This window comes from Thermococcus sp., assembly GCF_027023865.1.
Taxonomy (GTDB): Archaea; Methanobacteriota_B; Thermococci; order Thermococcales; family Thermococcaceae; genus Thermococcus.
The window spans coordinates 1-12396 of record NZ_JALVUC010000015.1; the positions used below are offsets into that span (position 1 = coordinate 1).

The 12396-nt window shown below is 50.8% G+C and carries 13 protein-coding genes; 8 read left to right on the forward strand and 5 right to left on the reverse strand.

The features are described 5' to 3' along the window. The 4 genes from MV421_RS04650 to MV421_RS04665 form a co-directional block, all read left to right on the forward strand. A partial coding sequence (locus MV421_RS04650) for an integrase (protein WP_297517947.1) occupies positions 1 to 631 on the forward strand: 631 nt, incomplete at its 5' end. 172 nt (positions 632 to 803) lie between these two features. Next, positions 804 to 962 carry a hypothetical protein gene (locus tag MV421_RS04655; protein WP_297503064.1) on the forward strand — a complete coding sequence of 53 codons (159 nt, stop codon included), beginning with the start codon at positions 804 to 806 and terminating at the stop codon, positions 960 to 962. After that, the gene (locus tag MV421_RS04660) at positions 959 to 1117 is read left to right on the forward strand and encodes a hypothetical protein (protein ID WP_297503062.1); all 159 of its coding nucleotides are present in this window, start codon (positions 959 to 961) and stop codon (positions 1115 to 1117) included. Before MV421_RS04655 ends, MV421_RS04660 begins: the two co-directional genes overlap by 4 nt. Next, on the forward strand, positions 1093 to 1338 hold the full coding sequence (locus MV421_RS04665; protein ID WP_297503060.1) for a hypothetical protein: 246 nt from the start codon (positions 1093 to 1095) through the stop codon (positions 1336 to 1338). The genes MV421_RS04660 and MV421_RS04665 overlap by 25 nt, the downstream gene beginning before the upstream one ends. 99 nt (positions 1339 to 1437) lie before the next feature. Here MV421_RS04665 and MV421_RS04670 read toward each other — a convergent pair whose 3' ends face one another. From MV421_RS04670 to MV421_RS04680, 3 genes are all read right to left on the reverse strand, one after another. Beyond that, on the reverse strand, positions 1438 to 1698 hold the full coding sequence (locus MV421_RS04670) for a hypothetical protein (RefSeq protein ID WP_297503059.1): 261 nt from the start codon (positions 1696 to 1698) through the stop codon (positions 1438 to 1440). Further along, on the reverse strand, positions 1688 to 2362 hold the full coding sequence (locus MV421_RS04675) for a recombinase family protein (protein WP_297503057.1): 675 nt from the start codon (positions 2360 to 2362) through the stop codon (positions 1688 to 1690). Before MV421_RS04675 ends, MV421_RS04670 begins: the two co-directional genes overlap by 11 nt. Before the next feature lie 271 nt (positions 2363 to 2633). Next, the gene (locus MV421_RS04680) at positions 2634 to 2963 is read right to left on the reverse strand and encodes a hypothetical protein (protein ID WP_297503055.1); all 330 of its coding nucleotides are present in this window, start codon (positions 2961 to 2963) and stop codon (positions 2634 to 2636) included. 180 nt (positions 2964 to 3143) lie between these two features. On the opposite strand from MV421_RS04680, the gene MV421_RS04685 reads away from it, so the two are divergent. Genes MV421_RS04685 through MV421_RS04695 form a run of 3 tightly spaced genes read left to right on the forward strand, consistent with a single transcriptional unit; the run spans position 3144 to position 9762 of the window. Further along, positions 3144 to 6437: a helicase-related protein gene (locus MV421_RS04685; RefSeq protein ID WP_297517959.1), complete on the forward strand. Its 3294-nt coding sequence runs from the start codon at positions 3144 to 3146 to the stop codon at positions 6435 to 6437. A 12-nt stretch (positions 6438 to 6449) separates the two neighbouring features. Further along, positions 6450 to 7004 carry a Holliday junction resolvase-like protein gene (locus MV421_RS04690; RefSeq protein WP_297517950.1) on the forward strand — a complete coding sequence of 185 codons (555 nt, stop codon included), beginning with the start codon at positions 6450 to 6452 and terminating at the stop codon, positions 7002 to 7004. Then, on the forward strand, positions 6997 to 9762 hold the full coding sequence (locus MV421_RS04695) for a DUF1156 domain-containing protein (protein ID WP_297503002.1): 2766 nt from the start codon (positions 6997 to 6999) through the stop codon (positions 9760 to 9762). Before MV421_RS04690 ends, MV421_RS04695 begins: the two co-directional genes overlap by 8 nt. A gap of 5 nt (positions 9763 to 9767) precedes the next feature. Here the strand turns inward: MV421_RS04695 and MV421_RS04700 are convergent, their stop codons facing one another. Both MV421_RS04700 and MV421_RS04705 read right to left on the reverse strand, forming a co-directional pair. Next, entirely contained in the window at positions 9768 to 10466 is a 699-nt protein-coding gene (locus MV421_RS04700) for a hypothetical protein (RefSeq protein WP_297503000.1), read from the reverse strand. After that, positions 10436 to 11185 carry a hypothetical protein gene (locus MV421_RS04705; RefSeq protein WP_297502998.1) on the reverse strand — a complete coding sequence of 250 codons (750 nt, stop codon included), beginning with the start codon at positions 11183 to 11185 and terminating at the stop codon, positions 10436 to 10438. The genes MV421_RS04700 and MV421_RS04705 overlap by 31 nt, the downstream gene beginning before the upstream one ends. Positions 11186 to 11363: 178 nt before the next feature. Between MV421_RS04705 and MV421_RS04710 the strand changes: the two genes are divergently transcribed. Further along, positions 11364 to 12389, forward strand: coding sequence for a hypothetical protein (locus MV421_RS04710; RefSeq protein WP_297502996.1), 1026 nt, complete (start codon positions 11364 to 11366; stop codon positions 12387 to 12389). The last annotated feature ends 7 nt before the right edge of the window (positions 12390 to 12396 follow it).

A 12396-nucleotide genomic window follows, 5' to 3' on the forward strand; every position in this document is an offset into this window, starting at 1 on the left:
GAATCAACGACTCGCACTCAGAAGCCTTGCAAAATACATGTACGAGGCAAAAATCATCACAAAAGAAGAATACGAAGCAATAAAGAACTGTGTCAAACTCAAAAGGACAAATAACATCGACACAAGAGTCTACAGTGACAAAGAACTCACCAGTATACTCCGCCGGCTCACCAACAGGAAACACAGCCTCTTTCTCCGTCTCGTCGTGGAAAGCGGCCTCCGCCGCTCTCACGCCATTTCAGCGTGGGAAAAACTCAGAAAAGGAGAATACACAACGATGGGAGAATTTGCGTACACAGAACTCAACATTCGGAACAAGACAAAGCAAGCATTCGTCTGTTTCTGCTCCAGAGAGCTTGCAGATGCCATACACGAAATGAACGAGCCCATATCATACAACATCGCAGAAAACGTCGGCAAAAGACAGAGGATACTCTACAACGGCATACGAAAATGGTGGTACACTACAGCACTTGATGTGGGGATAGACTCCAACGTTGCAGACTTTCTCCAGGGAAGAGCGCCCACATCCATTGGAGCTCGCCATTACCTCGATGCACTCAGACTCGCAAAGAAGCAGTATCCCAAGCTCCTGCAAGCCATCAGAGAGCGTATTTACTCGAGCTTATAACTCTCGCTCTTCTCAACCTTTATTACTTTTATAAATAGTATAAACTGGGCCCTCCGGGCCCCCGTGAATAACATATGGGAGGGACCCAAGATGGAAAATAAACTCCTCAAAACTCGCGTCTGCCAGAACAGAGACACATCAAGCTGCAGAACTCCAAGGGGGTGAGGGGACTATGAACTCCTGGGAGCTGAAAAGACTCATAGAGCAAAAAGAGGACGAATTGTTCTGGAAAAGACTGAATCCAGACGCTGTCGCACGAGGAGAGACAGAAAAACTCGAAGGAGAACTCAAAATCCTCAAAGAACTCTACTGGGGGGCAATCACAAGATGAGAGTCAGGACATCAGACTTGTTCGCCCTCGCCGATGCATTGGTGGTTCTCAGAGACCCTGAGATTGACCTTGCCTATCGTATGAAAACCGCTGACAAACTGGAGAGCCTCTACTGGAGGGCGTTGAAGGTATGGAAGGAGCAACACTCATCATAGAAAAGAGCATCCCATCAAAAGTCAGAGTAGAAGTCAGAGAACTATTCCAGAATATCGACACCGGACGCTTCAAGTACATAGTGGTTGCATGGCTCGCATACTGGCATTACCGGAACTACAAACCACCCCTTATCCCCCTGAGTGTCAGCCTTGCCGCCGGATTGTTCAAGAAAAGGCCAAAAGAAGCCCAAAATGATGAATTTGAGGTTTATCCCCCGTGATTTGCCCCGCCCTTGGCGGGGCCATCTTTCCCCACCCACAAACAAATGAGACTGGCTTTTCAGAGAGAGAGCCTTGAGACTCAACCAGAACCGTTTATCTCAACTCTGAGACTTCATCTTACGCTCCAAACCTTTTATCATACCATAGAGCTTATTCAAGTACTTACTCTTGTATTGCTTCCCCTCTTCATCGTACACTACATCCAGAATCTTCTCGATTACCTTGATCCTTTCTTCATGATCCTCAAACTGATCCTCAGCCCAGTCCATGCTTCCCTTCAATGAAGCGATCTCTCTCCGAAGTTTGGCAATCTCACGCCTGAGATCTTCGAGTTCTTCACGGATTTCCTCATCCCTCACCGCCTATCACCTCCTTGAGCTTTTTCCTGTCAATTTGGACAACCCTACGCTCACTCAAAGCCCCTGCCTCCCTGAGCTTTCTGAGGGCTCTACTCACTGTACTCGGACTTACATTGAGAATCCCAGCGATTTTGCGGGCGGAGAATCCCTTTCGGTACAGTTCAACCACGGTAACCAGCTTTCCCTCGTCCAACACGGGTGGCCTTCCCAAGCGCTTGCCCTTCTCCCTCGCACGCCTCAAGCCCTCCTGTGTCCTCTTCCGGATGAACTCACGCTCGAGATCAGCAAAAAGAGCCAGCAGAGTCGTCATTATCTTGAACTGCATGGCGTCAGCGGTACTATCCAATCCTTCCTTGACGGCAACAACACGGACTCCTTTCTCCGTCAGTTCATTGAGGGTCAGTATGACATCACCGAGCGAACGTCCCAACCGGGTCAGCTCGGAAACCACAAGAATATCCCCTTCTCCTGCCATTTCCAGTATTTTTGAGAAGCCTGGTCGTTTTTTGGCAGGTATACCACCAGAAACACCCTCATCTTTGATAATCTCAAAATTGTCAATCCCCTTCGCAGAAAGCCAGCTCTTTACACTCTCCATCTGACTGTCTATGTCCTGTTCGTCTGTACTCACACGGAGGTAGATGTACACCGTCACGTGCTCCACCCAAATGTGTATCATAAACACCGATATAAAACTTTTATACTATATGTCAAAAACCTTCAAAAAGGTAGATTTGATATTTCAGAAATCTACATATAGATATTTATGAAACATAAGCTCAGAATCGAGCCAATTTGACCCAACTGGACAACAAAGCCCCCCACTGCATTTGCAGGTAGAGCAAGCTATCGTACAGTGAAAGACACACAAAGAGATGAACAAGGAAGCTTGCATTATACTGCTGTTTTGATTATTTCACACTTTCCGATACGTTTCATGCTTTTGATGCTTCATATTTGTTCATTGCTTGCTCTTCAAGATAATCATGGTACTTCTCAATTTCTTCTGCAAGTTTTTTGTGAGATATTCTGAACTGCTTCTTTGTACCTGTGAGGGTATGCAATACAGTTGCTGTATCTTTATCAATAAAGTCATCTTCTGCGAGTTTGTTGAGTAATTTCGCAAGATGCACTGAGTACTCAAGCTTTTTCTTCTTCTTTTTTGACGTTATGCTGAATCCTCTTTTTGTCTTCTTCACTCTATAATAGTCATTCTCAGCTGTGAACTCAGTAATAACGTATCCTCTTTTGTTCATAAGAACCACCAAAAACACTCCATAAGCAAGCAAAAAAACATTTTCGATTACATAAAGGAAGAAAAAGCTTCAAGAGTTTGAATGATATCCCCTCAACAATTGTATCATCCCGCATACATCCTTGATGTATAGAAGCTCCCGCAACTCTTTTATCCACCAAGATAGAAATCCCCCAACAGGTTGGTAGAAATGGAAGGGAAGATAAAACCAGGCTATATTCTCAAGAGCACGAAATGGAAGGAGCCTTTTCTCGTCGAGATCGTGAACGAAAGTGGAGATACCACCATGGTGGGAGGCCACTACCTGAACTCCCGCAAAGCCGACCTCTACATACTGACGAAAGCCGACCTTGTGGAGATTGAAATCATCACAAAACCCCTCGACTTCAAAGGAGACCCAGAAGCAGTTGCCCTCGCAATCGAGGGAGAGCGGTACCACTTTGCTTCGCTCTATGACCCAATACTTGCGGTCAGCGTCTCGAAAATAGCACCCCTCCCATTCCAGATCGACGCGGTCTACAATCACATCCTCCGGAACCCCGAGATACGCTTCCTCCTCGCGGACGATCCCGGTGCAGGAAAGACCATTATGGCGGGCCTCGTGATAAAAGAGCTCAAACTCAGAGGCCTCGCAGAGAGAATCCTCATAGTCGTTCCCGGCCATCTCGTACCCCAGTGGAAGAGGGAAATGAAAGAGAAGTTCCAGGAAGAGTTCACTATCGTCAACAGGGAGATTTTCCGGACGACAACCGACGTTTGGAGACGTGAAAAGCAGGTAATCGCCTCAATAGACTTCCTCAAGCAGGAAGACATCCTGAAGAGTCTTGAGAACGTGGATTGGGACCTCGTGATAGTGGACGAAGCCCACAAGATGGCCGCATACCGCTTCGGGAAGAAGATTTACCGCACAAAGAGGTACAAAGTAGGTGAAGTGCTCTCAAGGAACTCCACCCACATGCTCTTCCTCACGGCCACACCACACAAAGGAGACCCTGAAAACTTCCGCCTTCTCCTTGACCTCCTTGTCCCGGGCCTTTTCAGCGACAAAGAGATACTCCTTGAGGCAATAAGGAGAAACGAGAACCCCATATTCCTCAGACGCATGAAAGAAGACCTCGTGGACTTCGAAGGGAAGAAGATATTCAAGCCCCGGTACTCTCACACGGTGAACTTCAACCTCACGGACAAGGAGATCAGGCTCTACAACGACCTCTCCCGCTACATCCACTACCAGTATACCGTTCTCGAAGGGAGCAGGCGGAGCATAGTCTTCCCGCTCGTGATACTCCAGAGGAGGTTCGCATCGAGCACGTACGCACTTCTCCAGTCCCTCAGGCGTAGAAAAGCACGCCTCAAGGAGTACCTTGAGAGTGGGGAGCTTGAGACCAAGGGTGTTCAACTCGACTTTGAGGATCTCCTTGAGCTTGAAGACGAGGAAGAGAGGGAAAGGTGGAAGGCCGAGCTGAGGCTCGAAGGCCTTCCCATAGTGAGGAAGAGGAAGCTCATAGAGGCCGAGATAAGAACCCTTGACGAGCTCATAAGGATGAGCGAGGAGCTGATAGCATCGGAGGAAGAGACGAAGCTCAAGACGCTCAGAGAGACGCTGGACTTCATAGCGCGAGAGCACGGCGAGAAGGAGAAGATCCTCATCTTCACGGAGTTCAAGGACACCCTCGAGTACCTCGTGAACAAGCTCCAGGAGTGGGGCTACACTGTTACCTTCATTCACGGCGAGATGGACATGGATACAAGGCTCCAGCGTGAAAAGGACTTCAGGGAGTGGGCTCAGGTCATGGTGGCAACCGAGGCGGCCGGAGAGGGCATAAACCTCCAGTTCTGCCACCTGCTCATAAACTACGACATCCCATGGAACCCCAACAGGCTCGAACAGAGAATAGGAAGGGTACACCGCTACGGCCAGAAGTACCCGGTTCACATCTTCAACTTCGTGGCCAGAAACACGAGGGAAGGAATGGTACTCGAGAGACTCCTCCACAAGATAGAGGAGATAAGGAAAGCTCTCGGGGATAAGGTCTTCGACGTCATCGGAGAACTCCTCGATGGTGAGAACCTGTACACCCTCCTCTCAGAGGTCGCCGTCATGCTCAGAGATCCAGACAGCGTCCTGAGGGAGGAAGAGCCAAAGCTCCAGCCCGAGGAAATCAAAAAGAAGGCGGAAGAGCTCCTCGGGGAAAGCCTTGCGACGAAGCACATAGACCTGAGCAGGATAATGCAACTCCTCGAAAAGGCCGAAGAAAACCGGTTATCTCCGGAGTACCTCGAACTCTTCTTCCTCAAAGCCATGAAGCGCCTCAACGCCCGGATACGTGAGAAGGAGCCACACGTTTACTCAGTTGAAAGAACCCCCAGAGTCCTGAGGGAGATAGCGGAGAGGAAGCAGTACGGCACGGTGGAGCGTTCATACAAGGCCATAACCTTTGACAAGGGAATCTCTGAGAAGAGGGACGACGTGGAGTTCGTCTCGTTCGGGCATCCTCTCTTCGAAGCCCTCCGCGAGTGGGTACAGGAGGAGTACCTCAAAGAGCTCCAGCGCGGAGCGGTCTTCTACGACCCCAAGAACAGACTGCACGGTACCATCTGGTTCTTCGAGGGTGAAGTTCAGGACGGCTTCAATAAAACAGCCGGAAAGACGCTCGTTGCAGTCTATGACGATGGTGAGAGCCTTGAGGTTATAGACCCGAAGATAATCTGGGACCTCGAACCGGCCAAAGATTCTCCAGAGGTGGAGGTTGAGTTCAGCAGGAGAGAGAACGCGATGATCTACGCCATGAAGGCCCTCGAAGAGTACAGAGACCAGCTTCTCAAGGAGAGGAAGAGGCAGGCGGAGATAAAGGAAAAGTACGGAGTGAAGTCCCTCAAGAAGCTGATAGACGACCTCGACTACAAGCTGGCCGAGTACGAACTCCTCCCGCCCAAGGAGAAGAAGAGGTACGCACTCACCATAAGGAACCTTGAGGAGAGACTGAACCGTTACCGGAAGGCACTGGAGGAACTGCCGGAAAGGATTGCCAGGGAGACGAGCCTCATGGTGAGACCTCCCGTCTTCATCGGGGCCATCTACGTGCTCCCGAGGGGAGAAATGGGAGAGGATCCGGCGATAGAGGAGATAGGGATGCAGGTTGCCATGGAGTACGAGAGAAGACATGGAAGGGAACCGAGGGACGTCTCGAAGGAGAACCTCGGGTACGACATCTACTCCGAGGGCAACGGCGAGAAAAGGCACATAGAAGTAAAAGCAAGGGCACACATTGGAGACGTTGAGCTCACCTGGAACGAGTACGTTACTGCAAAGAGGCTCCGCGACAGGTACTGGCTCTACGTTGTGGCATATGCTGCCGAGAGACCGACCCTTTACATCATCCGCGACCCTGCCCACACGCTCAAGGTCGTGGAGAAGTACGAGATAAGGTTCAAAGTCCCGGTTGAAGAGTGGAGGAAGAAGGGTAAGAAGGTTGAAGCCTGAGGAGGCGGTAGAATGGGAATGGAGGCCGTTGTTTTATCGTTCTTGGTCTTGATTTTGATCGCCATGGTCTTGGTCTTGTGGTTGAAGAACCAGGAACTCATCAAGCGTACCACTGAACTCGAAACCAAACTGAAACTCTCGGAAGAAACCCTGAGGAAGGAGTATGAGGTAAAACTCCAGGAGTGGAAGCAGAGAGCAGAAAAAGAAATCAGGAAGGATGCAATATACCGCTCCTCATCGACAATCCTGGGGCGCGTTGGAGAGCAACTTGCTCCACTGCTGATGTTTTCCAACTACGGCATAAATCCGAAGGACGTACGGTTTATTGGAACCCCCATAGACTTTATAGCATTCAAGGGGCTTGAAGAGGGGAACCCGGAGGAGATCGTTTTTATCGAAGTGAAGAGTGGGAAAACCAAAACACTCACCAAACGAGAGAGGCAGATCAAAGAACTGGTTGAAAGCAAAAAGGTACGGTGGATAACGTTCCACACTCAAAGCGAGATTCAAAAGCTTGAGAGTACTGTTCCAGATGAAACAGATCAGGAGGAGAATGAAAATGAGTGACAAACGCTTTATCGAGGTAGCCTTCCCGGTCAAGGCCGTGAGCGAAGAGTCCGCAAGGGAGAAGAACATAAGGCACGGCCACATCTCAACGCTCCATATCTGGTGGGCGAGACGCCCACTGGCTTCTTCCCGCGCAACCAACTACGCCGCACTCATACCCGCTCCAAAGGACGAGGAAGAGCTCGAGCGGAAGAAGAGGTTCATAGCAAAGCTCTCGAAGTGGGAAAGCTCTCTCGACGAGGAGATCATAAGAAGAGCCCGCGAGGACATCATGGAGTACTTCAGACAGATACGCGATGACCCAAACCAGGAGAGGCCAAGAGTACTTGATCCCTTTGCTGGGGGAGGCTCGATACCGCTTGAGGCACTGCGCCTCGGCCTTGAGACGTACGCGGTTGACTACAACCCTGTTGCAGTTCTCATCCTCAAGGCAGTCCTTGAGTACCCCCAGAAGTACGGGAAAAAGAAGAAGGGAGCGCTCGACGAGTGGATAGCTGGAGAGAAGAGTGAAGGGAAGGACTACGACCTCGTGAGGGACGTGAAGAAGTGGGGCGAGTGGGTTCTCCAGGAGGCAAAGAAGGAGCTTGAACGCTTCTACCCGGTGGATGAAGACGGCTACATCCCGGTCGGCTACATCTGGGCGAGAACGATAACGTGCCAGAACCCGGCCTGCGGGGCGGAGATACCACTGATGAGGCAGTTCTGGCTGGCGAAGAAGAACAACAAGAAGGTGGCCCTCTATCCCTACGTCGAGGGCAAGGAAGTCAAGTTCAAGATAGTTGGCGACGGCTACGAGCCGATGCCAAGCGATTTTGACCCCTCGAAGGGAACGGTAAAGGGAGCAAAGGCCACCTGTCCAGTCTGCGGCATGACCCACGACGCGAACACCACGAGAAAGCTCTTCCGCGAGGGCAAGGCCGGGCAGAGGATTGTGGCCGTTGTCCTGTACCACCCGGAGAAGAGAGGCAAAATCTACCGCCTTCCAACTGAAAAAGACATCAGGGCCTACGAGGAGGCAAAGCGCTATCTGGAGGAGAAGAGAGCAAAGCTGATGGAGGAGTGGGGGATTGACCCCGTACCGGACGAAGAAATCCTGAAGAAGTGCCATGAAGTGGACAGAATGCCTATGTATGGAATGCCAAAATGGGGGGATATCTTCAACGACAGGCAGAAGCTCGCTCTGATAATCTTCGCCGAGAAGGTGAGGAAGGCGTACGAGAGGATGCTCAAGGAAGGCTATGACGAGGAGTACGCGAAGGCCGTGGTGACTTATCTGGCAATAGCATTCGACAAGTTCTTGGCCCGTTCAACAACACTTTCTCGGTGGCACGTTACTCGTGAAACTATCGAGTATCCCCTTGGAAAGAACTCTCTCCCAATGCTCTGGGATTATATCGAACTCCAGGCGTTCTCTGAGGCGAGTGGAGGGTGGAACACGGGGCTTGAATACGTTGTGAACGTTATTGCCCATTGCTCCCAGTCATCAGAGTTCCCCTCAAAAGTGCTCCAGGGATCAGCAACCTCATTATCCTTCCCGGCCAACTACTTCGATGCTATCTTCACTGACCCACCATACTATGACAATGTAAATTATTCAGTACTGTCTGATTTCTTCTATGTCTGGCTCAAGCGTACAGTTGGAGACCTCTACCCGGAGCTTTTCATTACACCCCTCACTCCAAAGACCAAAGAGCTTGTTGCTGATCCAAACAGATTTGGAGGAAAAGATGGTTCAAAAAGGTACTTTGAAGAGAACATGAAACAAGCGCTCAAGGAAATCCACCGCGTCCTCAAACCTGGCGGAATCCTCGTGCTCGTTTACGCACACAAGACGACTGAAGGATGGGAGACGCTCATAAACTCACTCCTTGACTCAGGTCTCGTCCCAACCGCTTCGTGGCCTATTCATACGGAGATGGCAAACAGGCTTATAGCAAAGGAGTCCGCAGCCCTCGCCTCCTCAATCTACATCGTCGCTCGCAAAGTGGAGAAGCAGGGAGTCGGCTGGTTCGACGAGGTCAAGAGGGAGCTCAGGGAGACCCTTGAGAAGAAGCTCGACCAGCTCTGGCGCGAGGGCATAAGCGGTGCCGACTTCTTCATCTCGGCCATAGGCTCGGCCATTGAGGTCTTCGGCAAGTACGAGAAAGTGCTCGACTACGAGGGCAACGAGATAAGGGGTGACAGGTTGCTCCAGCTTGTACGCGATATAGTCAGCGACTACGCGATAAGGCAGGTTCTCAGGGAGGACATCTCCGCTGAGCTCTCACCACTCGCGAAGTTCTACGTGCTCTGGCGCTGGACGTACGGCGAGGCGAAGGTGGCCTTCGACGAGGCGAGGAAGCTCGCAACCTCAGTCGGCCTCGACCTCGAGCGGGAGTGGAACAAAGGGTTCATCGTGAAGGAGAAGGAGTTCATCCGCGTTCTCGGCCCGCAGGACAGGAAGCTCAAGGAGATAAAGGGCAGGGATTTGATAGACGTTCTCCACGCGGCTCTGCTCCTCTGGCAGGCCAACAGGAAGAGGGAGATGATCGGCCTGCTCGCCGAGACCGGCTGGGGCGAGAAGGACGTCTTCTACAAGGTGGCCCAAGTCATCAGCGAGGTTCTCCCGAAGGACAGCAAGGAGAAGAAGCTTCTCGACGGCTTCCTCGCGGGCAGGGAGCACATAAGGAGGGCCATTGAAAAGGGCGACTACTCGGTCTTCAACGGAGAAGATGAGTCCGGAAAGCAGGAGACGATTGAGAGGTTCATAAAGGGCTGAACGCCCTATTCGGCTTTCTTTTCAATTTCATTGGGGAGGTATACCACCTGGAGCTTTATCTCCGGGTTCTCCCCTCTCAGTTCCTCAAGGACTTTCCGGGCGGTTCGTGCAAAGTTTCTATCGAGGGTGTAGAGGGTACAAGGTTTGTCTGTCTTGGCCGAGAACATCACTGCCTCGCTGAAGATGAGGGCATCGTAGTCGTCCTTGAATCTCTCCCTTACCCTGTCGTAGACGTCTATCGCGGATTCAAGCTCTTCCGTCTGTAACCTTATAATCCTGTGGGTACCGCTGAGTCTGTCTATCTTTGACATCTGCTCGATTATGAAGTCGTTCATCTCCCTGAGGAGCTTCACCCGCTTTCTGACGAGAAGAAGGCCCCTCTCCTCGGCGACTTTTACAATGTACTCGCAGAAGTTGAGAATTTGAGGCTCGGTTTCCCGGCAGATTTGGATCGTGAGCTCTCTGATGGCCCTTATTTCCTCCTCTTCGCTTGAGAACTCCATCTTGTTCGCTTTGCTTATGGCCTTCTTGAGCTTTGTGAGGGCACTGAAGGCTTTTTCATAGAACGTCTGTCGGAGCTCTTGGTAAACGGACTCCATTATGTCCATTCGACTGTCCTTGAAGAACTCCTCAACAAGTTTATGGTTGGGGTCAGTATCGACGACTTTGGCCACTACGATGTTGGTGTCGACGAAGTTGGCCATTCCTTCCCCACCAGTTTGATGAGTTCCTCGATTTCCTCCGGACTGGCATCCCTTTCAAGCTCGGGAACCATCTCGACTATGTCCTTCCTGAGGAGGGGAAGGTGTTCGAGCTTGCCGTTGAGTATCGCAAGTATCCTGAGGCTGAGCATAAGAATGTAGATTGACAGCTCCGGATTCTTCCAGTCTTCCAGCATCTTCTCATAGAGCTTGATGAGGAGCGCTATTCCCTGGTCGAGCGTCATGTACTTCTCGAACTCTTCATCCGGCATCTCCGGATCGGAGGCTATTTCAAGGATGCTCTCCCTCATGGAGTTCAAAAGCCCTATCTGCCTTCTGATGTCGGTTCTTATGGAGTTCTTGAGCTCTCTCTCATTGAGGATATGCATGAGTTCGTCTATCTCGTCCATCACATCCGCGAGCTCTTCCTCAAATATCTTCAGTACTTCGGATTGGGCCTTGAGGTAGTGCATCCTACTCGCTTCGCTGGGCAGTACCTCGGTTATTCTGGAGATGAGGACGTCTCGCTTCTCGTCCAGAAGCCATCTCAGGCGCAGGAGTGCCCTGAATCTGTGAGTCTGATGCTTCTTCCTCACGTATGAGATGGCAGAGAAATAAGGGTCTATAGCGTCAAGTACCCCCATAAGCAGATCATCGCTGTACTTGTCGATCACGACTTCAGGAAGTGCCCAATGGCATCTCCCGCTCTGAAGAGATTCCATGGTTTCCCACTGTTTACCATTCCGATGCAGTCCCTTATAAATGATTCCCTCAAAAGGCCAGACAGTACGAAGTACGAAACGAACAGAAAAGCTTTTTATTGGAGGCAGAGCGTAACACAAGAAGGGTGAGTATCCTCTGAGAGGAACAATGGGTTTTGCCGTTGGGTTTATAGTACTGATGCTCGTCACAACAGTTGGACAGTGGGGGCTCTTTCAGCACGGAGCAACATCCGAAGAGAAAATGGCAATCCCTCTGAACTTCTCAAGTGATTCCAGCGTCTTGGTTCCAGCCAATACCGTGGAGAGTACTTCTGCAAGCGTCTTTTCTGGCGAGTCCAGGGAACAAGTCCATGTAACGTCAGGAGAAGCCGAACCGCCCAACTTGAGCCAAGAAGACGCTCTCTGGATCGAAGTAGGTCTTCAGAACTTCACCCAGAGCTTATGGGAGAGCATATCCACGTACAGTTACGACAACGTTACGATTGCTTTGGCCGCATCTATCGCGTCCCTGCCCATTCTCCCCGAATGCGGAAATCTCTCGGGATACCAGAACCTCACTGCGTACAGCGAAGAGGTCTCAAACCTTACTGTGGCCCTCCACAAGTACAAAAATCTTGCAGAGGGCTTATCAAAGGATTACGGGATTGAACTGCCTTATTTGAATGACAGGGAAATCAGGAAGCTCAAAAACGCCCTCAAGCCCTCACAGGTCGAGGATATGTTTATGATGTGTTCGTTTGCCCGTGATTACAACCGACTCATCATAGCAGCAGGGCAAGTAATCCCCGGAGATAGGGACACCTACTCAGCTTTCTACGAGAGGCTCTTTGTAGTGGGACTGGAACTCATCTTCATGAAGGAGAACGTTGCGTACAAGGTTTCGTACAAGATTGTAGGCAATCTCCTCTGGAAGACCCGCCTCTTCCACGTGATATACCGCTATGGGGGCAGCACCGCTCTCAAGGTCGTCATGAGCACGATGCACTGGGAGAGTCGGGGACTCATAAACAAGTACTTTGAGGCCTTTGGAGACAATCCAAAGATGGTAGAGGAGCTTATTTCGAACGTTGACAATCCAGACTGGGTTCAGGCTCAAGTGAGTTCTCTTGGAGAGATGCTTGAAAACAAGACCAAGGGGCTCATAGGGAACAAAACGGACCTTGTGGATAAACTCAAGGGTCTCTTTGGGTCGGATGATGGGTAAGCAACCG

Bases quoted from the DNA above. Each gene is read 5' to 3' on its own strand.
- MV421_RS04655 (WP_297503064.1), top strand. From the start codon at position 804: ATGAACTCCTGGGAGCTGAAAAGACTCATAGAGCAAAAAGAGGACGAA.
- MV421_RS04660 (WP_297503062.1), top strand. From the start codon at position 959: ATGAGAGTCAGGACATCAGACTTGTTCGCCCTCGCCGATGCATTGGTG.
- MV421_RS04665 (WP_297503060.1), top strand. From the start codon at position 1,093: ATGGAAGGAGCAACACTCATCATAGAAAAGAGCATCCCATCAAAAGTC.
- MV421_RS04685 (WP_297517959.1), top strand. From the start codon at position 3,144: ATGGAAGGGAAGATAAAACCAGGCTATATTCTCAAGAGCACGAAATGG.
- MV421_RS04690 (WP_297517950.1), top strand. From the start codon at position 6,450: ATGGGAATGGAGGCCGTTGTTTTATCGTTCTTGGTCTTGATTTTGATC.
- MV421_RS04695 (WP_297503002.1), top strand. From the start codon at position 6,997: ATGAGTGACAAACGCTTTATCGAGGTAGCCTTCCCGGTCAAGGCCGTG.
- MV421_RS04700 (WP_297503000.1), bottom strand. From the start codon at position 10,466: ATGGCCAACTTCGTCGACACCAACATCGTAGTGGCCAAAGTCGTCGAT.
- MV421_RS04705 (WP_297502998.1), bottom strand. From the start codon at position 11,185: ATGGAATCTCTTCAGAGCGGGAGATGCCATTGGGCACTTCCTGAAGTC.
- MV421_RS04710 (WP_297502996.1), top strand. From the start codon at position 11,364: ATGCTCGTCACAACAGTTGGACAGTGGGGGCTCTTTCAGCACGGAGCA.